The sequence below is a fragment of the Streptomyces tibetensis genome (assembly GCF_040647715.1).
GTDB classification, from domain to species: Bacteria; Actinomycetota; Actinomycetes; order Streptomycetales; family Streptomycetaceae; genus Streptomyces; species Streptomyces tibetensis_A.
In genome coordinates this window covers 1-24,145 of record NZ_JBEZCR010000025.1, presented here as the reverse complement: position 1 = coordinate 24,145, position 24,145 = coordinate 1, and the positions used below count along the sequence as shown (strand labels likewise).

At 72.0% G+C, this 24,145-nt stretch carries 24 protein-coding genes; 13 read left to right on the top strand and 11 right to left on the bottom strand.

The window, feature by feature from the left end; translation table 11 throughout:
• Nucleotides 1-21 precede the first annotated feature (21 nt).
• Together AB0B29_RS37310 and AB0B29_RS37305 are read left to right on the top strand one after the other, a co-directional pair.
• Nucleotides 22-1,122 (top strand): ABC transporter ATP-binding protein, encoded by a 1,101-nt coding sequence (locus AB0B29_RS37310; RefSeq protein WP_362247140.1) that lies wholly within the window; start codon nt 22-24, stop codon nt 1,120-1,122.
• Nucleotides 1,119-2,246: an ABC transporter ATP-binding protein gene (locus tag AB0B29_RS37305; RefSeq protein ID WP_362247138.1), complete on the top strand. Its 1,128-nt coding sequence runs from the start codon at nt 1,119-1,121 to the stop codon at nt 2,244-2,246. The genes AB0B29_RS37310 and AB0B29_RS37305 overlap by 4 nt, the downstream gene beginning before the upstream one ends.
• 72 nt (nt 2,247-2,318) lie before the next feature.
• On the opposite strand, the gene AB0B29_RS37300 is transcribed toward AB0B29_RS37305, so the two are convergent.
• Nucleotides 2,319-3,020 (bottom strand): MBL fold metallo-hydrolase, encoded by a 702-nt coding sequence (locus tag AB0B29_RS37300; protein ID WP_362247136.1) that lies wholly within the window; start codon nt 3,018-3,020, stop codon nt 2,319-2,321.
• 61 nt (nt 3,021-3,081) lie between these two features.
• Nucleotides 3,082-4,437, bottom strand: a complete 1,356-nt coding sequence (locus tag AB0B29_RS37295) for a dipeptidase (protein ID WP_362247134.1) — start codon at nt 4,435-4,437, stop codon at nt 3,082-3,084.
• A gap of 190 nt (nt 4,438-4,627) precedes the next feature.
• Here AB0B29_RS37295 and AB0B29_RS37290 point away from each other — a divergent pair, with 190 nt between their 5' ends.
• Nucleotides 4,628-5,869, top strand: coding sequence for a geranylgeranyl reductase family protein (locus AB0B29_RS37290; protein ID WP_362247132.1), 1,242 nt, complete (start codon nt 4,628-4,630; stop codon nt 5,867-5,869).
• On the opposite strand, the gene AB0B29_RS37285 is transcribed toward AB0B29_RS37290, so the two are convergent.
• Nucleotides 5,853-6,302: a nitroreductase family deazaflavin-dependent oxidoreductase gene (locus tag AB0B29_RS37285; protein WP_362247130.1), complete on the bottom strand. Its 450-nt coding sequence runs from the start codon at nt 6,300-6,302 to the stop codon at nt 5,853-5,855. The genes AB0B29_RS37290 and AB0B29_RS37285 overlap by 17 nt on opposite strands.
• 172 nt (nt 6,303-6,474) lie before the next feature.
• On the opposite strand from AB0B29_RS37285, the gene AB0B29_RS37280 reads away from it, so the two are divergent.
• The 3 genes from AB0B29_RS37280 (at nt 6,475) to AB0B29_RS37270 (ending at nt 9,185) form a co-directional block, all read left to right on the top strand.
• On the top strand, nt 6,475-7,179 hold the full coding sequence (locus AB0B29_RS37280) for a TetR/AcrR family transcriptional regulator (RefSeq protein WP_362247128.1): 705 nt from the start codon (nt 6,475-6,477) through the stop codon (nt 7,177-7,179).
• Nucleotides 7,180-7,278: 99 nt separating this feature from the next.
• Complete coding sequence (locus tag AB0B29_RS37275) at nt 7,279-8,523, top strand: sensor histidine kinase (protein ID WP_362247126.1); 1,245 nt, start codon at nt 7,279-7,281, stop codon at nt 8,521-8,523.
• On the top strand, nt 8,520-9,185 hold the full coding sequence (locus AB0B29_RS37270; protein WP_362247124.1) for a response regulator transcription factor: 666 nt from the start codon (nt 8,520-8,522) through the stop codon (nt 9,183-9,185). The genes AB0B29_RS37275 and AB0B29_RS37270 overlap by 4 nt, the downstream gene beginning before the upstream one ends.
• Here AB0B29_RS37270 and AB0B29_RS37265 read toward each other — a convergent pair.
• Both AB0B29_RS37265 and AB0B29_RS37260 read right to left on the bottom strand, forming a co-directional pair.
• Entirely contained in the window at nt 9,146-9,430 is a 285-nt protein-coding gene (locus AB0B29_RS37265; RefSeq protein ID WP_362247122.1) for a DUF6332 family protein, read from the bottom strand. The two genes, AB0B29_RS37270 and AB0B29_RS37265, sit on opposite strands and share 40 nt — an antisense overlap.
• Nucleotides 9,431-9,510: 80 nt before the next feature.
• Nucleotides 9,511-10,998, bottom strand: coding sequence for an MFS transporter (locus AB0B29_RS37260; RefSeq protein ID WP_362247120.1), 1,488 nt, complete (start codon nt 10,996-10,998; stop codon nt 9,511-9,513).
• Nucleotides 10,999-11,084: 86 nt separating this feature from the next.
• On the opposite strand from AB0B29_RS37260, the gene AB0B29_RS37255 reads away from it, so the two are divergent.
• Complete coding sequence (locus AB0B29_RS37255; RefSeq protein ID WP_362247118.1) at nt 11,085-11,480, top strand: MarR family winged helix-turn-helix transcriptional regulator; 396 nt, start codon at nt 11,085-11,087, stop codon at nt 11,478-11,480.
• 96 nt (nt 11,481-11,576) lie between these two features.
• Here the strand turns inward: AB0B29_RS37255 and AB0B29_RS37250 are convergent, their stop codons facing one another.
• The 3 genes from AB0B29_RS37250 to AB0B29_RS37240 all read right to left on the bottom strand — a co-directional run bounded on the left by AB0B29_RS37250 (nt 11,577) and on the right by AB0B29_RS37240 (nt 14,569).
• Nucleotides 11,577-12,305, bottom strand: coding sequence for a maleylpyruvate isomerase family mycothiol-dependent enzyme (locus tag AB0B29_RS37250; protein ID WP_362247116.1), 729 nt, complete (start codon nt 12,303-12,305; stop codon nt 11,577-11,579).
• 64 nt (nt 12,306-12,369) lie between these two features.
• Nucleotides 12,370-13,248, bottom strand: coding sequence for an SDR family oxidoreductase (locus AB0B29_RS37245; RefSeq protein ID WP_362247114.1), 879 nt, complete (start codon nt 13,246-13,248; stop codon nt 12,370-12,372).
• Between the two features lie 100 nt (nt 13,249-13,348).
• Complete coding sequence (locus AB0B29_RS37240; RefSeq protein WP_436845980.1) at nt 13,349-14,569, bottom strand: MFS transporter; 1,221 nt, start codon at nt 14,567-14,569, stop codon at nt 13,349-13,351.
• 105 nt (nt 14,570-14,674) lie between these two features.
• Here AB0B29_RS37240 and AB0B29_RS37235 point away from each other — a divergent pair, with 105 nt between their 5' ends.
• Nucleotides 14,675-16,153, top strand: a complete 1,479-nt coding sequence (locus AB0B29_RS37235) for a glutamate--cysteine ligase (RefSeq protein WP_344462311.1) — start codon at nt 14,675-14,677, stop codon at nt 16,151-16,153.
• Nucleotides 16,154-16,155: 2 nt separating this feature from the next.
• On the opposite strand, the gene AB0B29_RS37230 is transcribed toward AB0B29_RS37235, so the two are convergent.
• Genes AB0B29_RS37230 through AB0B29_RS37220 form a run of 3 tightly spaced genes read right to left on the bottom strand, consistent with a single transcriptional unit; the run spans nt 16,156 to nt 18,848 of the window.
• The gene (locus AB0B29_RS37230; RefSeq protein ID WP_362247112.1) at nt 16,156-17,265 is read right to left on the bottom strand and encodes a Gfo/Idh/MocA family protein; all 1,110 of its coding nucleotides are present in this window, start codon (nt 17,263-17,265) and stop codon (nt 16,156-16,158) included.
• Nucleotides 17,235-17,945, bottom strand: coding sequence for a ThuA domain-containing protein (locus tag AB0B29_RS37225; RefSeq protein WP_362247110.1), 711 nt, complete (start codon nt 17,943-17,945; stop codon nt 17,235-17,237). Before AB0B29_RS37225 ends, AB0B29_RS37230 begins: the two co-directional genes overlap by 31 nt.
• A 51-nt stretch (nt 17,946-17,996) precedes the next feature.
• Complete coding sequence (locus AB0B29_RS37220; protein WP_362247108.1) at nt 17,997-18,848, bottom strand: class I SAM-dependent methyltransferase; 852 nt, start codon at nt 18,846-18,848, stop codon at nt 17,997-17,999.
• Nucleotides 18,849-18,949: 101 nt separating this feature from the next.
• Between AB0B29_RS37220 and AB0B29_RS37215 the strand changes: the two genes are divergently transcribed.
• The 5 genes from AB0B29_RS37215 to AB0B29_RS37195 all read left to right on the top strand — a co-directional run bounded on the left by AB0B29_RS37215 (nt 18,950) and on the right by AB0B29_RS37195 (nt 23,971).
• Complete coding sequence (locus AB0B29_RS37215; RefSeq protein WP_362247106.1) at nt 18,950-19,381, top strand: helix-turn-helix domain-containing protein; 432 nt, start codon at nt 18,950-18,952, stop codon at nt 19,379-19,381.
• 96 nt (nt 19,382-19,477) lie between these two features.
• On the top strand, nt 19,478-20,746 hold the full coding sequence (locus tag AB0B29_RS37210) for an MFS transporter (RefSeq protein ID WP_362247104.1): 1,269 nt from the start codon (nt 19,478-19,480) through the stop codon (nt 20,744-20,746).
• A 418-nt stretch (nt 20,747-21,164) separates the two neighbouring features.
• Complete coding sequence (locus tag AB0B29_RS37205; protein WP_362247102.1) at nt 21,165-22,439, top strand: cation:proton antiporter; 1,275 nt, start codon at nt 21,165-21,167, stop codon at nt 22,437-22,439.
• A 337-nt stretch (nt 22,440-22,776) separates the two neighbouring features.
• Nucleotides 22,777-23,064 (top strand): DUF3040 domain-containing protein, encoded by a 288-nt coding sequence (locus tag AB0B29_RS37200; RefSeq protein WP_362247100.1) that lies wholly within the window; start codon nt 22,777-22,779, stop codon nt 23,062-23,064.
• 196 nt (nt 23,065-23,260) lie between these two features.
• A complete protein-coding gene (locus tag AB0B29_RS37195) occupies nt 23,261-23,971 on the top strand; it encodes a hypothetical protein (protein ID WP_362247098.1) in 711 nt (236 codons plus the stop codon).
• Nucleotides 23,972-24,145: the final 174 nt, after the last annotated feature.

Genomic DNA, 24,145 nt, shown 5'->3' with positions numbered 1-24,145 from the left:
TCTTCGTCCTTAGGAACACCCGTGTCCGTATCGACCTCACCGCAGCCCGCGGACGTCACCCCCGCGCCCGCACCCTTCCTCGACGTACGCGACCTGAGGGTGCACTTCCCGACCGAGGACGGCCTCGTCAAGTCCGTCGACGGCGTCTCCTTCACCCTGGAGAAGGGCAGGACCCTCGGCATCGTCGGCGAGTCCGGCTCCGGCAAGTCGGTGACCTCACTGGCCCTGCTCGGACTCCACAAGGGCACCCGCGCCCAGGTCTCCGGCGAGATCTGGCTGGAGGGCAGGGAGCTCGTGGCCCTGCCCGAGGCCGGGATGCGTGCCCTGCGCGGCCGCACCGTGTCCATGATCTTCCAGGACCCGCTGTCCGCGCTGCACCCCTTCTTCACCGTCGGCTCCCAGATCGCCGAGGCCTACCGGGTGCACCACAAGGTCTCCAAGAAGGAGGCGAAGGACCGCGCGGTGGAGATGCTGAAGCGGGTCGGCATCCCGCAGCCCGAGCGCCGGGTCAGGGACTACCCGCACCAGTTCTCCGGCGGCATGCGCCAGCGCGCCATGATCGCCATGTCGCTGGTGTGCGACCCCGCCCTGCTCATCGCCGACGAGCCCACCACCGCCCTGGACGTCACCGTCCAGGCGCAGATCCTGGACCTCATCCGCGACCTCCAGGAGGAGTTCGGCTCCGCCGTCGTCATCATCACCCACGACCTCGGCGTCGTCTCCGACATCGCCGACGACATCCTGGTCATGTACGGCGGCCGCCGCATCGAGTACGGCACCACCCGCGAGGTGCTCAAGCAGCCCCAGCACCCCTACACCTGGGGCCTGTTGCAGTCGATGCCGCACCTCGGCGGCGACGTCGGCGAACGGCTCAACCCGATCCCCGGCACCCCGCCGAGCCTGATCAACCTGCCGGACGGCTGCTCCTTCCACCCTCGTTGCGCCTACAAGGGCTGGGTGGCGGAAGGCCGTTGCCCGGCGGAACGGCCCGAACTGCGCCTCGTCTCCGGCAGCGAGAGGCACCTCGCCGCCTGCCATCTGAGCGATGACGCCAAGCAGGAGATCCGCGGCGGGGCCGGCCCGGACGACCGGGACGCCGCGGCCGCAGGGGCCGCGCGATGACGCCGGCGGACGAAAGGGACCATGCCGTGAGCACCACCGAGCCCCGCACCGGGCAGAGCACCGACCGCCCCGCCGGCGAGAGCCACGGCGAGAGCCTGCTGGAGGTACGCGGTCTGCAGAAGCACTTCCCGATCCGGCAGGGCATCATCTTCCAGCGGCAGATCGGTGCCGTCCGCGCCGTCGACGGCATCGACTTCTCGGTCGGTCCCGGCGAGTCGCTGGGCCTGGTCGGCGAGTCCGGCTGCGGCAAGTCGACCACCGGCCGCCTGATCACCCGGCTGCTCGAACCCACCGGCGGTTCCGTCGTGTTCGACGGCGAGGACATCACGCACCAGCCCGCCGCACGGATGCGGGAGGCCCGCCGCAACCTCCAGATGATCTTCCAGGACCCCTACTCGTCGCTGAACCCCCGCCACACCGTCGGCACCATCATCGAGACGCCGATGCGGCTCAACGGCATCAACCCGTCCCAGGGCCACAAGAAGCGTGCCCAGGAACTCCTGGAGACGGTCGGTCTCAACCCCGAGCACTACAACCGCTACCCGAACGAGTTCTCCGGCGGTCAGCGCCAGCGCATCGGCATCGCCCGCGCCCTCGCCCTCAGGCCGAAGCTGATCGTGGCCGACGAGCCCGTCTCCGCGCTGGACGTCTCCATCCAGGCGCAGGTCGTCAACCTGCTCCAGGACCTCCAGCGGGAGTTCGGCATCGCCTTCGTCTTCATCGCCCACGACCTGGCCGTCGTACGGCATTTCTCCGAGCGGGTCGCCGTCATGTACCTCGGGAAGATCGTCGAGGTCGCCGATCGGGAGTCGCTCTACACGCGGCCCCGGCACCCCTACACACACGCGCTGCTGTCCGCCGTACCCGAGGCCGACCCGGACGCCGTCGGACGGCGTGAGCGCATCCGGCTGGCGGGGGACGTGCCCTCCCCGATCGACCCGCCCTCCGGCTGCCGCTTCCGCACCCGCTGCTGGAAGGCGCAGGACAAGTGCGCACGGGAGGAGCCACCGCTGGTACGCGTCGAGGGCAGCCCCTCGGGGCACCTGACCGCCTGCCACTTCCCCGAGGAGCCGTCCGTCACCGCGCGCGAGGAGGACATCGTCCTGGACCCGGCCCTCGGCTAGAAACTGTCTGACCGGTGCCGGCGTCTGGCGTTCGGGTCATGCCCGTCCGGAGGGACTGCGGCCTCGGGCGGGCTACGCGTGCGCCGCGTCGCGCAGTGCCCGGGCCGCCCGGGAGGTCACCGGCTCGCCGTGACCGAAGCAGGCCACGTCCGGGTCCAGTTCGGCCAGTCGCGCGCAGGCCGTGAGGACCTGCGCGCGATCGAGGTTGAACACACCGGGAATCACGGCGCCGTCGACGGGCGAGGCGGCGACCGTGTCACCCGTGAACAGCACGCCGTGCCGCGGGAGATGGAGCGCGATGCTGCCCTGCGTGTGCCCCGGCACGTGCACGACCCGTGCCCCGCCGCCCAGGTCCAGCACGTCGCCGTCCGACACCTCGGTGACCTCCTGCGGCCGGATGACGTCCCCCTTGGGCAGCAGCCTCACCGCCTGCTCGTGCAGCGGCCGCTCCCACTCCTCGAACACCGGCTGCGGGCCCGGGGCATCGCCGCGCACGACGGGCGCGTCCAGCCGGTGGACGAGCACCTCGGCACCGCTCAGCGCGGCGAACTCGGCCGCCCCGCCCGCGTGGTCCTCGTGGAAGTGGGTGAGCACGATCCGCCGCACGTCCCGGGGACGCATGCCCAGGGCCGTCACCGCCTCGGCGATCGGGGCGCCGGAGCCGGCCGGCCCGGCGTCGACCAGGTTCAGTTCGCCGCCGTCGCGCCACAGGTAGGCCTGGCCGACCGGGAAGCGCAGCAGGTGCAGACGGGGCAACAGCTCGATGACGTCCATGGGACGACCTTAGGAAAGGCCCCCGTTCGCGGACGAGGGCCTTCTGCCGAGGGCAGAGCGGTCAGCTCGCCGCGTAGGTGCGCAGGAACAGGGCCTCCGCCACCGACAGCCGCTCCAGCTCCTGCGGGGACACGCTCTCGTTCACCGCGTGGATCTGCGCCTCGGGCTCGCTCAGTCCGATGAGCAGGATCTCCGCACGCGGGTACAGCGCGGCCAGCGTGTTGCACAGCGGGATGGAGCCGCCCTGTCCCGCGTACTGCATCTCCTGGCCCGGGTAGGCCACCGCCATCGCGGCCGCCATGGCCCGGTACGCCGGGCTGGTGGTGTCGGCGCGGAACGGCTGGCCCTGGCCGATCTGCTCGGTGCTCACCCGCGCACCCCACGGCGTGTGCGCTTCCAGATGCGCCTGAAGCAGCTTGGTCGCCTCGCCCGCGTCCACGCCCGGCGGCACCCGCAGGCTGATCAGCGCGCGGGCACCGGCCTGCACGGACGGGGTGGCGCCGACCACGGGCGGGCAGTCGATGCCGAGGACGGTGACGGCAGGGCGCGCCCAGATGCGGTCGGCGACCGTCCCGGAGCCGATCAGTTCGACGCCGTCCAGGACCTTGGCGTCCTGCCGGAACTGCTCCTCCTCGTACTGCAGCCCTTCCCAGCCCGCGTCGGCCGAGAGCCCGTCGACGGTCGTCGAACCGTCCTCGGCGCGCAGCGAGTCCAGCACACGGATCAACGCCGCCAGCGCGTCGGGCGCGGCACCGCCGAACTGGCCCGAGTGCAGATTGCCCGCGAGGGTGTCGACCTGGACACGCACCATCGTCATGCCGCGCAGGGTGGAGGTGACGGTCGGCAGGCCGACGCGGAAGTTGCCCGCGTCACCGATGACGATCGTGTCCGCCTCCAGCAGGGCGGGGTGCTCCTCGGCGTACCGCTCCAGACCGCCGGTGCCCATCTCCTCCGAACCCTCGGCGATCACCTTCACATGGACGGGCACACCGCCGTTGGCCTTCAGTGCGCGCAGCGCCAGCAGGTGCATGACCAGGCCGCCCTTGCAGTCGGCGGCGCCGCGCCCGTACCAGCGCCCGTCCCGCTCGGTCAGCTCGAAGGGCGGGGTCGTCCAGCCGGCCTCGTCCAGCGGCGGCTGCACGTCGTAGTGGGCGTAGAGCAGGACCGTCTTCGCGCCCTCGGGGCCCGGCAGGTAGCCGTAGACCGACTGCGTACCGTCGGGGGTGTCCAGCAGGGCCACCTCCTCGAAGCCCTCGGCGGTGAGCGCGTCGGCGACCCAGCGGGCGGCGCCCTCGCTCTCGCTCCTCGGGAACTGGTCGAAGTCCGCCACCGACCGGAAGGCCACCAGCTCGGTGAGCTCCTGCTTCGCCCTGGGCATCAGCGAGGCGACGGTCTCGGCGACCGGATTCGACGACATGGGCACGCTCCTCGTGGGTGCGACGTTGTAAGGATGCGTACCTCTCGGTACGCGTGATCGTGTGGTGCGGGCGCGTCCCCGTGTAAGGGCCACCCACGCCGCCGATCCTCCCACAGCGGCCTGCGGTGACCGCCGCCGTAGGATGCGTAGGACAGCGGCAGGCGGCTTTGATCGGGAGCAACAGACCATCGTGAGCAGCGAGAACTCTTCGGCGGACGACGTGCGGCAGGTGTGGGACGTCGTCGTGGTGGGCGCGGGACCCGCGGGCGCTTCGGCCGCGTACGCGGCGGCGGTGGCCGGCAGACGCGTGCTGTTGCTGGAGAAGGCGGAGCTGCCGCGGTACAAGACGTGCGGCGGCGGCATCATCGGCCCCTCGCGTGACGCCCTGCCGCCCGGCTTCGAGCTGCCGCTCAGGGACCGGGTGCACGCGGTGACGTTCTCGAACAACGGCCGCTTCACGCGCACGCGCCGCTCCAAGCAGATGCTCTTCGGGCTGATCAACCGGCCCGAGTTCGACCAGCGGCTGGTCGAGCACGCGCAGAAGGCGGGCGCCGAGCTGCGCACGGGCGTCACCGTCCAGCGGGTCGAGCAGCACGGCTCGACGGTGCCGGACCGGCGCACCGTCGCCGTGGTCCTGCAGGGCGGCGAGGTCGTGCTCGCACGGGCCGTGGTCGGGGCGGACGGCAGCGCCAGCCGGATAGGGGCGCACGTCGGAGTGAAGCTGGACCAGGTCGATCTCGGTCTCGAGGCGGAGATTCCCGTGCCGGACACCGTCGCGGAGGACTGGAAGGGCCGGGTGCTCATCGACTGGGGCCCCATCCCCGGCAGTTACGGCTGGGTCTTCCCCAAGGGCGGCACCCTCACGGTCGGGGTCATCTCGGCTCGTGGCGAAGGCGCCGCGACCAAGCGGTACTTGGAGCAGTTCATCGGCCGGCTTGGCCTCGCCGGGTTCGAACCGAGCATCTCCTCGGGGCACTTGACGCGCTGCCGGTCCGACGACTCGCCGCTCTCGCGCGGGCGCGTGCTGGTGTGCGGTGACGCGGCGGGGCTGCTGGAGCCGTGGACCCGTGAGGGCATCTCCTTCGCGCTGCGCTCCGGACGGCTCGCGGGGGAGTGGGCGGTGCGGATCGCCGAGGCGCACGACGCCGTGGACACCCGACGGCAGGCTCTCAACTACGCGTTCGCGATCAAGGCCGGGCTCGGGGTGGAGATGAGCGTCGGCAGGCGGCTGCTGACGGTGTTCGAGCGCCGTCCCGGGTTGTTCCACGCGGCGCTGACGGGTTTCCGCCCGGCGTGGAAGGCGTTCAAGGAGATCGCCCAGGGCTCGACGTCGCTGGGCGAGATCGTCCGCACCCACCCGGTGGCCCAGCGGGCCCTGACCGCGCTGGACCGCCGTCCCTCCGCGGCCGCGGAGGTCAGCTCGTCCGAGTGATCTCGAAGACGGGGTGGTCCGGGGCGATGCGGCGCAGCTCGTCGTCCGGGGAGTCGGGGCCGACTCCGTTGAAGAAGACCCCGACCTCCGCCTTCCAGCGCTTGAGGTAGGCGCGCAGGATCGGGCTCTTGTCGTCGTCGCCGACCTCGGCCGCGGTGAAGGTGTCCACGTGCTTGCCGAGGTGCAGTTCACCGCCGCCCGCGGCGCGCATGTTGTGCGTCCACTGCACATGGCCGCGGGGCGCGACCAGGTACTGCTTGCCGTCCAGGGTCAGCAGGTTGACCGGGGTCGTGCGCCACTGGCCGCTCTTGCGGCCCCGGACGGCGAGGACGCGGGAGCCCCAGACGCTGATGCCGCGGCGGGTCAGCCAGGCCACGAAGCGGTTGAAGACGTTGACGGTGAACCAGCCGGGCTTCTGGACGTGCGTGGACATCGGGGCCCCCTCGTGTGGTGCGAAGCAGTGCTCCCTTCTGTGAGCACTGCTCTCGCTCTTTCTGATGCCAGTCTGCATGAGACGGGTGCGCCATAGCAAGAGCGCTGATCTCTTTTTTGTTCACCGCTCTCCTTTGTGGGCAGTGATCTATGTTCATGGGAGACTGCCGGGCATGAGCACCGCACACGGCGCCCGTGCCCGGGCCAGGATCGAAGTGACCGCGGCCATCAAGGACGAGGCCCGCAGACAGCTCGCGGCGGAGGGTGCCGCCCGGCTCTCCCTGCGGGCCGTCGCCCGTGAGCTGGGCATGGTCTCCTCCGCGCTGTACCGCTACTTCCCCAGCCGTGACGACCTGCTCACCGCACTCATCATCGACGCCTACGACTCCCTCGGCGAGAGCGCCGAGTCGGCCCACGAGGCGGCCCGTGACGCAGCGGCCGGCCCCTTCGAGCAGTGGATCGCGGTCTGCGAGGCGGTGCGGCGCTGGGCGCTGGACCATCCGCACGAGTACGCCCTGATCTACGGATCGCCCGTGCCCGGCTACACGGCCCCCGAGGTCACCGTCCCGGCCGCCGCCCGCGTCGGCCTCCTGCTCATCGGCATCGCGCGCGACGCCCACCACGGCCCGGGCCTGGCCCGGCCCTCGCTGCCGGTCGCCCTCCGCCCGGAGGCCGAACGGATGTCCGCCGACCTCGCCCCGGATCTCCCTCCGGAGGTCGTGACCGCACTCGTCGCGGCCTGGGCCCAGCTGTACGGACTGGTCGGCTTCGAACTGTTCGGCCAGTTCAACAGGGTGGTGGAGGACCGGGAGACGTTCTTCCGGCACGCGGCGGAGCAACTCGCCAGGGGAGTGGGGCTGGTGCCCGGGCCCGACTAGGCCACCGCCCCGGTGAGCGGGCGTACTTCCCGGGGAGTACGCGTGATCACCACGCGAGGGTGACGCGGCTGCGGGAGCGGGCCGTCTAGCGTTGCCGGTATGGACGAGCACAATGCGCGGGGCGGTCCGCCGCAGCGGTGGCGGCCCGGGCCCGCGCCGTGGGACCGGGAGGAGGGGCGGGAGCCGCGGTGGCCCTGGCGTTCCACGGTCCTGGTGACCGTCTTCGTCCTGGCCGGGTCGAACTTCGCCGCCCATGGACAGCAGGGCGAGCGGGCGGAGCTGGATCTCTTCGCGCGGGTGCTGCTACTGGTGGCCGGGGGGATGCTGCTGTGGCGGAAGCGGCATCCGGTGGCCGTGGTGTTCGGGACGGCGGCCGCCGTCATGGTCTATCTGGGGGCCGGGTACCCCTACGGGCCGGTGCTCTTCACCGTCGCCCTGGCCTGCTTCAGCGCCATCGTCGCCGGGCACCGCCGGGCGGCGTGGACCGCGATGGGCATGCTCTGGGCCGGGCACGTCCTGGTGGCGCACTGGCTCTTCACGTGGCTGCCCCCGTCCGGGGACTCCGCCGTCTCGTGGGGGGAGGAGATCGTGGTCGCCACCTGGGTGGTGGCCGTCGCGGCGGTGTCGGAGCTGTTCCGTGTCCGGCGCGAGCAGTGGGCCCGTGAACGGGCCGAGCGGGCCGAGGCGGCACGGCGGCGGGCCGACGAGGAGCGGCTGCGGATCGCGCGGGAGCTGCACGACGTCCTCGCCCACAGCATCTCCGTCATCAACGTCCAGGCGGGCGTCGGCCTCGCACTGCTCGACACCGACCCCGAGCAGGCCCGCACCGCCCTCACCACGATCAAGGACCAGAGCAAGGAAGCGCTCGGCGAGGTACGCCAGGTGCTCGACACCCTGCGCGCCCCCGGCGATGCGCCGCGCACCCCCGCGCCCGGCCTCGACCGGCTGCCCGAACTGGTGGAGCAGGCCGCGAGCGCGGGCCTCACGGTGGACGTCGAGGGCGAGCCGCCGCGTCTGGGGCCGGGCACGGACCTCGCCGCCTTCCGGATCGTCCAGGAGGCCCTGACCAACGTCGTACGGCACTCGGGTTCACGGCACGCGCGCGTGCACCTCGCGCACGACGCGGGCGTTCTGCGGCTGCGCGTGGACGACGACGGACCCGCGACCGGCGCCGACGCGGGCGGCAGCGGCAACGGGCTCGCCGGGATGCGGGAGCGGGCTGCCGCCCTGGGTGGCACCATCGAGGCGGGCCCCCGCCCCGACGGAGGGTTCCGGGTGCTCGCCGTGCTGCCGCTGTCGGCGTCCGCCGGTGCGTCCGCCGGACCGAGACAGGAGGACCGGTGATCCGTGTACTGCTCGCCGACGACCAGTCACTGGTGAGGGCGGGATTCCGGGCGCTGCTCGACGCGCAGCCCGACATCGAGGTGGCCGCGGAGGCCGCCGACGGCGCGGAGGCCGTGCGCCGGATCCGTGAACTGCGGCCCGATGTCGTGCTGATGGACATCCGCATGCCGGAACTCGACGGTCTGGCCGCGACCCGGCAGGTCACCGCCGACCCGGGGCTGGGGGACGTCAAGGTGGTCATGCTCACCACGTTCGAGCTCGACGAGTACGTCTTCGAGGCGATCCGTTCCGGCGCCTCCGGCTTCCTGGTCAAGGACACCGAGCCGGAGGAACTCCTGCGTGCCGTACGGGCGGTGGTCGCGGGCGACGCACTGCTGTCGCCGGGTGTGACGCGGCGGCTGATCTCCGAGTTCGCCTCCCGGTCCAAGGAACCGGCGGCGGCCGGCGAACTCGAGCGGCTCACCGAGCGGGAGCGCGAGGTGATGGCACTGGTCGGGATGGGTCTGTCCAACGAGGAGATCGCCCGCCGCCTGGTGGTCAGCCCGCTCACCGCCAAGACCCACGTCAGCCGCACGATGGTGAAGCTCGGCGCCCGCGACCGGGCCCAACTGGTCGTGCTGGCCTACGAGTCGGGGCTGGTGCGGCCGGGCTGGCTGGGCTGATCCGCCCTCCGGAACCGGAGCAGCACACTGACGACCCGGGCGGCGAAGAGCACCGGCGCGAGCACCAGACCGGCCCGCACCAGCAGGCGCTCCGGCGTCTGCGGCAGGTCGAAGAAAAAGGCGGGCCCGGCCACGGCCCCGAAGACCACCGCCGCCGCGAAGGCCGCGCTGCACAGCGCGTACCCGATCTCGACGGTGATGGCATCCCGTTCGGCCTGACTGCGCCGTCCCCCGTGACTGGTCATACGGCGAGTCAAACAGGGGTGCGCCCGGCGGGCAAGGCAGCCCGCCGGGCGCAGGATCGGAGGCGCTCCCCCCGGTCGCGCTAGTCGCGTACGGCGACGCGCTCCGCCTCCTTCGGGGTGGACCTGGCGACGACGACGGACGGCCCCGCGGACGTCCTTCCACGGCGCGGCCGCAGACCGGTGAGGGTGATCAGCAGGCCGGCGACGGCGATGCCCGTGGCGACCATGAACCCGGGCCGGTAGCTGTCCAGGACGGCCTGCGGAGTGGGGTCCGAGGGGGCGCCGGCGGTCACCACGGCCGTGATGACGGCCAGGAAGATCGCGCCGCCGACCTGGACGGAGGTGTTGAGCAGGCCGGAGACCATGCCCTGCTCGTGGTCGTCGACGCCGTTGGTGGCCTGGATGTTGAGCGACGGGAAGACCAGGGCGCAGGCGGCGCCGATCAGCAGCATGCTCGGCAGGATCACCGCGGCGTACACCGGGTCCAGGTCGACGCGCAGGAACAGTGCGTATCCGAGGACCATGAGCGCGAAGCCGGCCGCGATCAGCCGCTGGGTGCCGAACCGGTCGACGATCGCGCCCACCTTCGTCGACGACACCGCCACCAGCGCGCCCGCGGGCAGGAAGGCGAGGGCCGTGTGCAGCGCCGACCAGCCCAGCAGCGACTGCATGTAGAGCGTCGCCAGGAACTGGAAGCCGACATACGAGCCGAAGAAGGCCATCGCGCCGAGCTGGGCGCGGATCTGACTGCCGGAGCGCAGCACGCCGAGCCGGATCAACGGTCCCGCCGAGCGTCGCTCCACCAGGACGAACACCGTCAGCAGCGCGGCCACCGCGAGGAAGGACAGCAGGGTGCGGGCCGACGCCCAGCCGACCTCCGGTGCCTGGACGACAGTGAAGACGAGCAGCAGCATCGAGGCGGTGCCGAGGAGGGCGCCGGGGACGTCGTAGCCGTTGTGGTCCTTCTCCCGTTCGCTGCGCGGCAGCAGCTTCAGACCGGCGACGAGCGCGATCAGGGCGATGGGCGCGGGCAGCAGCATGGTCAGGCGCCAACTGGCCTCGGTGAGCAGGCCCGAGAGGACCAGGCCCATGGAGAAGCCGGTGGCCGCGCAGGTGGTGTAGATGGCGAGGGCGCGGTTGCGCAGCGGGCCCTCGGGGAACGTCGTGGTGATGATCGACAGGCCCGCGGGTGCCGTGAAGGCCGCGCTCAGGCCCTTGATGAAGCGGCTGGCGATGAGCAGGGGCCCCGAGTCGACCAGGCCGCCGAGCAGCGAGGCGAGTGCGAAGACGGCGAGGGCCACCAGGAACACCTGACGCCGGCCCAGCAGGTCGGCGGCGCGTCCGCCGAGGAGCAGCAGGCCGCCGTAGCCCAGGATGTAGCCGCTGACGATCCATTGCAGGGACGAGGTCGACAGGCCGAGGTCTGCGCCGATGGACGGCAGGGCGACGCCGACCATGGACACGTCCAGGGCGTCCAGGAACATCGCGGCGCAGAGCACGAGCAGGGTGCCCCACAGCCGTGGCGTCCAACGCCCCTCGGACGTGGGGGAGATGAGCGGAGAGGTCATGGCGGAGACACTACATGCATATGCATGAGATGCAAACGCATTTAATTCGGGTGCAACAATTTCGGTTCTCTGTTACGGTGCGGCGCATGACGGCGCAGCAGGCCGAGCAGGCCCTCGTGGCGCAGTGGCGGGACATCCTGGCGCTGCACGCGCGGACACAGTGTGAACTCGACCGTGCGCTGCACGGCCACGGTCTGTGCGCCAGCGACTTCGAGGTGCTCGACGTCCTCGCCGGGTGCCGGACGCCCAAGGGCACGCCGTCCTACCGCGTGCAGGAGATCTCCGAGCGGGTTCATCTGAGCCAGAGCGCGCTGTCGCGGCTGGTCGCCCGGCTGGAGAAGGAGGGGCTCGTCGAGCGCGGCCTGTGCTCCGAGGACCGCCGCGGCGTGAAGGTATGTCTCACCGCCAAGGGGCGCGCGCTGCACGGCGAGGTGCTTCCCGTGCAGCGCGCGGTACTGGCACGGATGCTCGACGAGGACTGAGCGCCCGGTGGCAGTCCTGTTCGGATCGCCTCCGTTCGATCGCCGGTCGGCGGTCCGCTCGGTTCGCGGACGGCCGCTCGCCCGTCGGCGGTCCGCTCAGATGGCCGACGTCTCCCGCCACATGGTGGCGAGCGCCTGGTCACCCGTTGCGGCCGGGAGGGGAGCCCGGTTCCACAGCGCCAGGTACAACTGCTCGGCGGGGCCGGACAGTTCGCACTCGGCCTCCCCTGACTCCTCCCGCGTCGTCACGGGCGGCTCCGGCGACAGCCGTACCGTCCACACCGCGCCGGTGTCCTCCGTGCGGATCCGCAGGATGCGCGGCCGCGGGGTGCGCACCCGACTCCTGGGGCGGGCGTGGAAGCCACGCAGCAGTTCGTCGATGCCGTCGGTCGCGAACTCGGGGGTGACGGTGGCCGGGACGCCGCCGCGCGCGGACTCCGCGTCGACCCGGTGCACCGCCGTCTCGTGCGCCTGCCGCCTGGCCCAGAACGCCAGCGGGGACGGCGCGGGCAGGAAGGTGAAGCACTCCACGTCCGGCGAGGCGCCGGCCAGCGTGTGGACGAGATCCCGGTGGCCGGCGCGGTACCACGCCACCAGCTCCGCGCCGTCGAGGTCGGTGGGTTCGGCGAGCGGGCGCCGTTCGGTGAGCCGCTCGGCGACGAAGGCGGTGGCCCAGCGGTGTACGGCGCCCGTGTGCCGCAGCAGGTCGCGCACCTGCCACTCGGGACAGGTCGGAACCTTCGCGTCGGTCCCGGCCTCCTCGGCGGCCGCGGCCAGCAGCCGGCCTTCCGTATCCAGTGCTTGAAGGAACTCGGCGGTCTCCATGGCGCCGAGTCTGCCGCATGAAGCGCTCTCCAGCCCTGCTGTTTCCGGAGGCCGGCTGCGGTGGTTACGGCAGCGGCGTCCCGCCCGTCGCGTTGACGATCTCGGCGGTGATGTACGACGCCTCCTGCGAGGCGAGGAAGACGTACGCCGGAGCCATCTCGGCGGGCTGTGCGGGCCGTCCGATGGGGGCCTGCTTGCCGAACGTCTGCGTGTCCGGCAGGGTCGCCGGGATCAGCGGCGTCCACACCGGGCCCGGCGCGACCGCGTTGACGCGGATGCCCTTCTCGATCAGCATCTGCGCCAGCCCCTGCGTGAAGGTGACGATCGCGCCCTTCGTCGTCGCGTAGTCCAGCAGGTGCGGACTGGGCTTGTACGCCTGCACCGACGTGGAGTTGATGATGCTGCCGCCCTCCGGGATGTGCGGCAGGGCCAGCTTGCACAGCCAGAACATGCCGTACAGGTTGGTGCGCAGCACCCGGTCGAACTGCTCGGTGGTGATCGCCTCGATGCCGTCCGGCTGGGACATCTGGTACGCCGCGTTGTTCACGAGCACGTCGATCCGGCCGAACTCGTCCACGGCGCGCTCGATCAGCGCCCGGCAGTTGTCCTCCTCCCGTACGTCGCACGCGACCGGCACGGCACGCCGGCCGGCCTCCTCGACGAGCCGGGCCGTCTCGGCGGCGTCGTCCTTCTCGTCATCCAGATGGGTGAACAGCACGTCGGCGCCTTCGCGGGCGAACGCCAGGGCCACCGCACGGCCGATCCCGGAGTCCCCACCGGTGATCACGGCCTTGCGGCCCTCCAGCCTGCCGCTGCCCCGGTAGGACTCCTCACCATGGTCCGGGGGCGGGTCCATCGGCCCGGTCCAGCCGGGATGCGGCTGGTCCTGGGAGGGAAACTCCGGAGTCGGGTGCTGTTCTCCGGGGTGCTGCTGTTCGGTCACGGGTCTGCCTCCTTGTACATGGCGTACGGCCCGGTGATCACCACGGGCGCCGCCACGGGTACCCAGGATCACCGGCATCCCCCCTGGCAGCTTCCCCTCTTCAGCTCCCGTCCGCCCGCCGGGCAGCCGCGCCCACCAGCGCACCGACGGCCGCGGCCACCGCCGCCAGCACCGCCACACTGGTCAGCGCGGCCGGCAGCGTGAACCAGTCCGCCATGAAGCCGATCGCAGGCGGGCCGAGGAGCATGCCCCCGTATCCCAGGGTGGAGGCCGTGGCGACGCCGCCGGGGCCCGCCAGGGCGCCCGCGCGTTCCACGGCCACGGGAAAGAGGTTCGCGAGGCCGAGGCCCGTGATCGCGTAGCCGAGAAGAGCGGCCCAGAGGGAGGGTGCGAGGGAGCCCAGCAGCATGCCGGCCGCCGCGGTGGTGCCGCCGGCGACGACGGTCCGGGTCCGCCCCAGACGTTCCAGGAGCATCGTGCCGGTCAGCCGTCCCACCGTCATGGCGAGGGCGAAGCACGAGTAGCCCACGGCCGCGGCGCCCGCCGAGGCGTGCAGGTCCTGTTCGAGGTGCAGGGCACCCCAGTCGGCCAGCGCCCCCTCGCCGTACGCGGTGCACCCCGCGATCAGGCCGAAGACGAGGACCAGTCCCCTGGTGCGGCGGTCCGGGCGGCGTGGGGAGCCCCCGGCGGGCAGCTCCCGTTCCGGAGGCGGAGGCGGCGGCTGGTGCCGCAGGAGGGTGGGGCCCGCGGCCGCGGTCACGAGCAGGCCGACGGCCGTGAGCAGCAGCAGGTGCCGCGTGGGGGAGAGGGCCCCCGCGACCAGCCCGCCCAGCCCCGCCCCGACCATGCCGCCCAGGCTGAACGCCGCGTGGAAGCTCGGCATGACCGGCCGCCGCAGCGCGGCCACGAGTTCGACGGCCGCGCTGTTGAAGGCCACGTTGATCCCGCCGTACGCGGCCCCGAAGACCAGCAGGACCAGGCCCAGGGCGAGCGCCGAGTGGGTCAGCGGTGGCAGGGCGACGCTGAGGGAGAGCAGCACGGCGCAGACGACGGTGACCCGGTGGTTGCCGTAGCGGCGGCACAGCCGGCCCGTGAGGGTCATGGTGACGACCGCACCGGCGGAGACGCCGAGGAGGGCGAGGCCGAGGGTGCTCGCGGAGGCACCGGTCTGTGCCTTGACGGCGGGGATGCGTACGACCCAGCCGGCGAAGACGAAGCCGTCGAGGGCGAAGAAGACGGTGAGGGCGATCCGGAGCCGGGTCAGGGAGCTGTTGTGGCCCGGCACGTCCTTGTGCGTTCGGGCTTTGTTTATTTGCGGCACAAACTGAGGCTAGGTGGGTGCGGGGCCGGGGACAAGGTGCGACTCTGGGACGAGACCCGTCTGCCGAGGAGCGGACGTACCCGCCGAAGGAGCGCAGGAGGGCACATGGGACGTGACGTGCCGGCCCTGGTGTTCACCCGGGAGGACCGCCGTCGGTACCGCGAGAAGATGCACACCGATCTCGAGGTGCTCGCCCGGATGCTCAGCGAGTCCGGGTTCGAGAGCGAGCGCCCTCAGGTCGGGCTGGAGATCGAGCTCAACCTCGTGGACGACGAGGGGCTGCCCGCGATGCGCAACACCGACGTGCTCCAGGCGATCGCCGATCCCGCCTGGTCGAGCGAGCTGGGCCGCTTCAACCTGGAGATCAACATCCCGCCCCGGCTGCTGACGACCGGTGGCCCCGGCTCCTGGGAGCAGGCCATCCGGGACGCCCTCAACCACGCCGAGGACCGTGCCGCGGCGGTGGGCGCGCACCTGATCATGGTCGGCATCCTGCCGACCCTGGGCGAGTCGGACGTCAGCGAGTCCGCGCTCTCCGGAGACCCGCGCTACCGCCTGCTCAACGAGCAGATCTTCGCGGCCCGGGGCGAGGACCTGCGGATCAAGGTCGACGGAGTGGAACGGCTGTCGACGTACGCCGACACCATCACTCCCGAGGCGGCCTGCACCAGCACCCAGTTCCATCTCCAGGTCGACCCGAGGGAGTTCCCGCACTACTGGAACGCGGCCCAGGCCATCGCGGGCGTGCAGATCGCCCTCGCGGCGAACTCGCCCTTCCTGTTCGGCAAGGAGCTGTGGCGCGAGACCCGCATCCCCCTGTTCGAGCAGGCCACCGACACCCGCCCCGAGGAGATCAAGGCCCAGGGCGTACGGCCCCGGGTGTGGTTCGGGGAGCGCTGGATCACCAGCGTCTTCGACCTCTTCGAGGAGAACGTGCGCTACTTCCCCGCCCTGCTGCCGCTGTGCGAGGACGAGGACCCGCAGAAGGAACTGGACAGCGGCGGCGTCCCCCAGCTGGGCGAACTGACCCTGCACAACGGCACGATCTACCGCTGGAACCGCCCCATCTACGCCGTCACCGAGAGCGGCCCCCATCTGCGCATCGAGAACCGGGTCCTGCCCGCCGGCCCCACCGTGGCCGACATCATCGCCAACGGCGCCTTCTACTACGGCCTGACCCGCGCCCTGGTCGACGAGGACCGGCCGGTGTGGTCGCGGATGTCCTTCTCGGTCGCCGAGGAGAACCTGCACACCGCGGCCCGCGACGGCATCGACGCCCGGCTGTACTGGCCCGGCGTGGGCGAAGTACCGGTCACGGAACTGGTGTTGCGGCGACTGCTGCCCCTGGCCCACCGGGGCCTGGAGCTGACCGGCATGGACGCCGCGTGGCGCGAGCCCCTGCTGGGCATCATCGAGCAGCGCTGCGTCACCGGCCGCAACGGCGCCCTGTGGCAGGCGGAGATGGTGCACCACCTGGAGAAGGCCGGCATCTCCGACCGGCGGGAGGCGCTGCGGCAGATGACCAGGACGTACATGGACTACATGCACATGAACGCGCCCGCCCACACGTGGCCCGTGGACTGACGTCACTCCTGCCGGCCGCGCCACCGCGCCGCACTCGTCAAGGGCACGGCGGCGGGCACCTCGGCGGGCGTCGTCAGCTCGACCCGGCGCCCCTCGGCCGCCGAACGCAGCAGCGCCGTCATCGTCTCCAGCACGTGCAGGGCGAGTTCGCCGTTCGCGCGCGGCGGTCGCTCACCGTCGGCGGTGAGGAAGTCGAGCAGGCCGACCCCGCGGGCGCCGTCCACGTAGCCCGCCGACGTCGGAAGGGGGCGCCAGCGGCTGTCGCCGAGCGCGTGGAGACGTACCTCGCCGTCGAAGCGGTTGGGGTCGGGGACCGAGAGGGTGCCGTTCTCGCCGTGGACCTCGATCGGCGCGGCCGTGGTGGCCACACCGTCGAAGCTCGTCGTGAGCGTCGTCAACGTCCCGTTCACGTGCTCCAGCACTCCGGAGACATGGCTGTCCACCTCGACCGGTATGCGCTCGCCGGCGCGCGGACCGGATCCGATGACGCGCTCGGCCCGCAACCGCCCGGCCGCCCCGGTCACGGCCCGCACCGGCCCCAGCAGATGGACCAGTGACGAGAGGTAGTACGGCCCCATGTCCAGCAGCGGGCCACCGCCCGCCCTGTAGTAGAAGTCCGGGTTCGGGTGCCAGCGTTCATGGCCCGGGGTCACCATCACGGCCGAGGCGAACTGGGGCCGCCCGATGGCGCCCGCCTCCACGACGGCCCGCGCGGTCTGAACTCCCGTACCCAGCACGGTGTCCGGGGCGCAGCCCACACCGCTGCCCGCCTTACCGGCCGCTTCCAGCACGGCCCGGGCGTCCTCCAGGCTCGCGGCCAGCGGCTTCTCCCCGTAGACGTGCTTGCCGTGCCGGATCGCGCCCAGGGCTATCCCGGCGTGCGCCGCCGGTGTCGTCAGGTTCAGCACCGTGTCCACGTCCGGGCTGCTCAGCAGCTCCTCGACCGTCAGGGCCCGGGCGCCGGGCAGTTCGGCGGCGACCGCGGCCGACCGGGAGGCGTCGAGGTCGGCGACCGCGGTGATCCGCACCGCGGGATGGCCCGCGAGCGTGTCCAGGTACGCCCGGGAGATGACGCCGAGCCCTACGATCCCGACGCGGTGCGCGTCGCCCACAGCATGCCCCTCTCGACGATGGCGCGGACGTGGGGGTTCTCCAGCACGTCGACGCTGTGCCCCGGCGTCGTCACCACGATCCGCCCGGCACCCCACCGGCGGGTCCAGACCGCCGGGGAGGTGACCGGCCGGTGCCAGGGCTCCCACGGCCGGGTGGGATGCGTGGTGGTGGCGAGGACGTCGATGAGGTCGTCGTGGAGCACCCAGTACTGCTCGGTGTCCAGCGTGAAGTCCTCGACTCCGGCGGTGATCGGGTGCGCGCGGCCGGCCTCGGTCAGGGTGATCGTGTGGGGCAGGAAGTTGTCCGCCGCCTCACCCCGCCGCCCGCACGGTTCCTTACCGGGGTGCGTGGCGAACTGCCCGCCGACCAGGTGTAGATAGTCCGAGGAGGCGCGGAACGAGTCGGCGATGCCGCCGTGCCAGCCGGTGAAGCCCGTGCCCGCCACCACCGCGGAACTCAGGCCCGCCAGCTCCTCGCGCGTGATCTCCGACATCGTCACGCACTGCACGACGAGGTCGGTGGCAGCCATCTCGGCGCCGTCCGCGTAGACCCCGGTCGACTCCTCGACCCGGACCGCGTATCCCTTGCTCCGGAGGAAGGGCAGGAACAGTTCCGTGGCCTCGACCGGCTGATGACCTTCCCAGCCGCCTCGGACCACCAGCGCTCTCTTCTGCGTCATCGTGATCTCACTATGCGCCGGTGGCCCGCGTTCGGAAAAGGGGGCCGGGCGTCACGAAAGTTTCGCATCGGCGGCCCGGGCCGACACCGTCCAGCAGGCCGCGGTGTAGCGGACGTCCGAACCCTGCACGAAGGGTTCGAAGGCGGGGCGGACCACCTCGACGATGTCGGCCCGGGTCCGCTCGTCGGCCTCGGGCAGGACCGTGCCGAGCGGACCCAGCCGGCTGAAGTACGTGACGAGGTCCCTCTCGGGCAGGGTGCAGACCACGTCGACCGGCTGGATGTCGATCCCCGCCCAGCCGCTCTCCGTCAGGACGCGGTGCACCCGCTCCGGGTCGGCGAACGCGAACTGGCCCGGCTCGTCCGGTCGGCGCTCGGGAAGCTCCGGCAGGAACGGGGCCGCGGCGCGTTCCGCCGTCGTCATGAACGGGTTCTCCTCGGCGCTCCGCCACACGACGCACCGCAGCCCGGCCCCGTCCCGCACCGTGCTGCGGAGATTGGCGAAGGCCCGCACGGGGTCGCTGAAGAACATGACGCCGAAGCGCGAGACGATCGCGTCGAAGGCGGCCGGCTCGAACGCGTACTCCTGTGCGTCGGCCTGGACGAAGGACGCCGGTACGCCCTCGCGTTCGGCGAGCGCCCGGGCCGCCTCGATCATCGGGCCGGAGATGTCGACCCCGACGCAGTGACCGGCCCGGCGTGCGACGGCCCGGGTGAGGGCGCCGGTGCCGCAGCCGACATCGAGCACACTCGTCGGGTGTTCGGCGGCCACGGCGTCGACGATCAGCTCCTCGATGGGCCTGAACATCCCGTTCAGCACCTCCTGGAGGTCCACCCAGGCGTGGCCGGCGGGCCCGTTCCAGCGGGCGGCCTGCTCGTCGTAGGACCTGCGTGCGGCGTTCATGTGGTTTTCTCCCTCTGCTCGTCCTGTTTGTCTTCGTCCCGCTTGTCTCCGTCGGGACGGGGTGACAGCGTTCTACTTCAAGTCGACTTGAGGTCAAGAGAATGACAGAACTGGACATAGCGGAAGTGGCGCAGCGCGCCGGAGTTCCCGCTTCGACCCTGCGGTTCTACGAGGACAAGGGGCTGATCGCCTCGACCGGCCGGCGCGGCCTGCGGCGCCAGTACGACAGCGGGGTGCTGCAGCGGCTGGCGCTGATCGCGCTGGGGCGGACGGCCGGATTCTCGCTCGACGAGATCGCGCGGATGTTCGCGCCGGACGGGCGGCCGCGGATCGACCGGCGGGTGCTGTCGGCCAAGGCGGAGGAACTGGACCGGAGAATCCGCGAACTGGGGGCTCTGCGTGACTCACTGCGGCATGCCGCCGCGTGCCCCGCGCCCAGCCACCTGGAGTGCCCGACCTTCCGCGGCCTGATCGACGCGGCGGCGTCCGGCGGTGTCGCGGTGCCGGGAAGACGGCCTCCCGGACGTCGTTGACGGGCCGTCGGCGCTCTTGGTCCAAAACTGGGCCGTCCTTTGCCCGATTCCCGACGCCGCGTGCCTAGCCTCGGCTGCGAACTCCGGGAGGCCGCCGTGCTGAAGACCGTGAAAGGCCAGGCAGCGGGTCTGACGAAGGACCAGCGCAATGCCTTCGTGGCCGCCTATCTCGGCTGGGCGATGGACGCGTTCGACTACTTCCTGGTCGTGCTCGTCTACAGCGAGATAGCCGACGACTTCCATGTCTCCCTCACCGACATGGCCTTCCTCACCACCGCGACCCTGGTGATGCGGCCGGTCGGCGCGCTGCTCTTCGGCATGTGGGCGGACCGCCGGGGCCGTCGCGTCCCCCTCATGGTCGACGTCGTCTTCTACTCGATCGTCGGCTTCGCCTGCGCCTTCGCGCCGAACTACACCGTGCTGCTGGTGCTGCGCCTGCTCTACGGCATCGGCATGGGCGGCGAGTGGGGTCTGGGCGCGGCCCTGGCCATGGAGAAGATCCCCACCGAACGGCGCGGCTTCTGGTCGGGCCTGCTGCAGAGCGGCTACTCGCTGGGGTACCTCCTGTCCGCCGTGGCGTTCTTCGTCATCGAGCCCGTCTTCGGCTGGCGGGGCCTGTTCGCCTTCAGCCTGCTGCCCGCCCTGGTCGCGCTGTGGGTGCGCAGCAGGGTGGAGGAGAGCGAGGTGTGGGAGAAGAGCGTCGCGCTCAACCGCACCCCCGCGCACCAGGTGTTCAAGAACCCCGCGGTGCTGCGGCGCTTCGTCTACCTGGTCGCGCTGATGACGGCCTTCAACTGGATGTCGCACGGCACCCAGGACATCTACCCGACCTTCGTGAAGAAGGGCCTCGACCTGTCGGCGAACACGTCGATCGCGATCGCGGTGGTCTACAACACCGGCGCCATGATCGGCGGGGTGCTGCTCGGTGCGTACTCCGAGCGGCTGGGCCGCCGCCGGACCATCATGATCGCGGCAGCGGCGGGTCTGGTCGTGGTGCCGTTCTTCGTGCTGTCCACCACCGTCGGATGGCTGATGCTGTCGTCCTTCCTGATGCAGGTGTGCGTGCAGGGCGCGTGGGGCGTCATCCCGGCGCATCTGACCGAGATGAGCCCGGACGCCGTCCGGGGCTTCTACCCGGGCGTCACCTACCAGCTCGGCAACCTCATCGCCGCGCTCAACCTGCCGATCCAGGAGGCCCTCGCCGAGCGCCACGGGTATCCCTCGGCGATGGCGTGGACCATCGTGCCCACCCTGGCCGTGGTGATCCTGCTGAGCGGTCTCGGCAAGGAGGCCAAGGGGATCCGCTTCGGCAGCGGTTCGGCGGCGGCGCCGAGCGGCGCGGCGACCGGCACGGTGCCGTCCTGACCGCCGAGTGCTCGTCCTGCCGTTCCACCTCGCCGGCTTCCTCCAGGCGGGTCCGGCGCAGATCGGCCTCGCAGATGCCGAGGCCGGGGGAGATGCCGTCCGTGCCGACGAAGACCCGGTCGAACGTCATGCGCTCCAGGGCCGCTTCGGTGAGCGGGCCGACCAAGCCCTGCTGAGCGGGCGCAGGGTGCCTCCGGGACACACCCGAAGATGGGTGCCGTCACCGATGGTGACGGCACCGGGGCCCGTGTCAGGCTGGCAGCACCGCCCGGGCCCGACGCGCCGACGGTCATGGCCGTACCCCCGGGTCGCGCCCACGGGCGTACGACGCTGCCCATCGCACCCCCTGAAGGAGGAGCCCCTATCCATCCCCGCTCGGTGAAACGATCTGCTTGCGCGTCCACGAAGGTGGTGAACCGTGGGACACGCTGACAGCCTTCTCGCCATGGGCGGAGCCTTCCTGGCCGCCGCCCTCCTCGCCCGCCTCGGCGGCAGAATCGGGCTCCCCACGATCCCGCTGTTCATGCTCGCGGGCATCCTGCTGGGCCCCCACACCCCCGGCCTGGTCATCGTCCAGGACGCGCACGACTTCGAGATGCTCTCCGCACTCGGACTGGTGCTGCTGCTGTTCTACCTCGGCCTGGAGTTCCACCTCGACGACCTGAGAAGCGGCGGCCGGCGCCTGCTCACGGCGGGCGGGATCTACCTGCTGCTCAACGTCGGCGCGGGGCTGGGATTCGGCTTCGCGCTGGGCTGGGGCGTCCGCGAGGCACTGGTACTCGCCGGTGTCCTCGGGATCTCCTCGTCCGCCATCGTCACCAAGATCCTCATCGACCTCGGCCGCATCGGCCGCCCGGAGACGCGCCTCATCCTAGGCGTCATCGTGGTGGAGGACATCTTCCTCGCGCTGTACCTGGCCGCCCTCCAGCCCGTCATCAGCGGCGCCCAGGGCGTCGGCGACATGGTCCTGCAGGGCGCCAAGGCCTTCGGCTTCCTGCTGCTGCTGGCCGCGGCGGCCCGCTACGGCACCAAGCCGGTGGGGCGGCTCATCGCGACTCGCGACAACGAACTGCTCGTCATCAGCTTCCTCGGCGCGGCCGTCCTGGTGGCGGGAATCGCCGAGGTCCTCGGCGTCGCCGACGCCATCGGCGCGTTCATGGTCGGCCTGATCCTGGCCGGCACCCCCTCAGGGCCGCGCATCCGGGACCTCGTGCATCCGCTGCGCGACGCCTTCGCGGCCATCTTCTTCTTCGCCTTCGGCCTGTCCATCGACCCCGGCGACATCGTCTCCGTGGTCGGACCGGTCGCCGCGGCGGCCGCGCTGACCCTCGTGATGAACGTCGCCGCCGGTCTCCTCGTCGCCCGCGTGTACCGCTACGGCATCGACCCCGCCGCCGAGATCGCCACCACCCTCGTGGCCCGCGGGGAGTTCGCACTGATCCTGGCCGCCATGGCCGCCGGTGCCGGCCTGGACGCCCGGCTCGCCCCGTTCATCGCGGGGTACGTCCTCGTCCTCGCGGTCCTCGGCCCCATCGCCGCCGGACGCGCACATCTGCTCGCCCGCGCGCTCCGGGCCGGGCAGGGCTTCCTGAACAAGCCCGGCGAGCCCCGCCGCAAGGCCCCGGCGTACGACGGCGAGCCCGCGGGCGACAGCACACCGTCCGCACCTCAGCCCGCCGAGGCCGAGCGCTAGTCCCGCGACAGGCGACGTGCGCCCCGTCCCGACACCCCGCACTCCCCGCGGCCTTCGGTCGGGGGACCCCCGGAGCACGCACCGGACGCCGCTCCTGGACGGGCGCACGTCGCCTGCCGCTCCACTGGCGGACGACCGGCCGCGGACGTGCTCAGGGTTCGATTGGTGGAAGCCGCTGGAGGGGGGAGAAGCTGAAGCCCTGGTGAGCAGCCGTGGCACCGCGCCAGCGCGTCGACGGCCTGTCTCCCGCCGCGCCGCCGTAGGACCCGACCCAGGACTTGTCATGGCCTCGGCCGTGCCCTGCCTGAAAGCGCTCGGGTTCCGGGAAGGAGAAGCCGTGCCCCAGTCCGACGACCACTGCCTGGTCGATCTCGAAGCACGACTCGAGCGGGAGGACCCCCGGCTCACCCGGGCCATGAGCTCCGGCCGCCCCGCCCGGCCCCGCGAGTACCGGCGGACCGGAGCCTGGTGGGGGCTGGCGTTCGGCGTCGCCGTGCTGGGCTCCGGCATCGCCCTGGCCCAGGGCCTGCTCATCGCGGGCGGGCTGGTCCTCGTCGGCATGGCGGCCCAGCCGGCAGACCCGGACCCGGCCCGTACGGCCCACCGGGGGTTCGGACGCCGCTGACGGGAGCGCACGTCGAGAGCCCCGGGGCGGCGGTCGCACAGCCGGGGTCATGCCGCCGTCGGAGTGTTGTCGTAACCCGTGTGATCGCCCCGGATGGTGGGACGGACCGGCATGACTGACGGTGGTTCACGTCGAGACCGGGTCTCGTGAGCTGGCGAGGCGTCAGCTGCCCGGACCGCGACGGAAGGACTCACCGATGCGCTCTGCCCGCATGCTGCTCGCGACGGCCACGGCAACGGCCGCCCTCGCGATCGCCGCACCCGCCGCCTATGCCGAAGCGACGGGTGACTGGGACCACGACACCTCCTCTTCCTACAGCAAGGAGCACCACAAGGACGGCAACCACGACGGGCCGCGCGGCGGCATGCACACGGGTGGCGGAGCGCTGTCCGCCGTGACCGCCGATGACTGGGACGGCTCCCGGCACGACGAGGACTCCGACGCCGCCAAGGGCGACGAAGGGGGCAGGCACGAGGAGCACGGCAAGGAGAACGGGCACGTGAAGGGGGACTGGGAGGGCAAGCACGACAAGCACGGCAAGCCGCACGGCGGCATGCACACCGGCGGCGGAGCGCTGGCCGCGGTGAACTCGGACGACTGGGGCAACCCCAAGCACGACCCGGACACCTACCAGGACGAGGACGACTGGGGTGACCGGCAGGAGGAGGACGGCTACGGCGACAAGGATGACTGGGGCGGCAAGGAGGAGAAGGGCGACTGGGGCGACAAGCACGAGAAGGGCTCCTGGGAGGGCAAGCACGACAAGCCGCGCGGCGGCATGCACACCGGTGGCGGCGGGCTCGCCTCGGCGCCGGGTGTGACCGCCGGTGGGCTGGCCGCGCTGGCGGTCGCCGGTACCGGCATGTACGCGCTGCGCCGCCGGAAGGCCGCGCAGGGCGCCGTGTGACAGATGCCTGACGCCATAGCCGCCGTGGCCGCCGCACGTGCCTGTCACGTCGCGGCGGCCCGGCTCGTCCCCCCCCCCCCCCGCGGGGGGGGCCCGGGGCGGGGCCGACGGTGGGGGGGCCGGAGGGCGGGCCGGCCCCCCCGCCGGGGGGGCCCCGGGCCCGGGCCGGCGGGG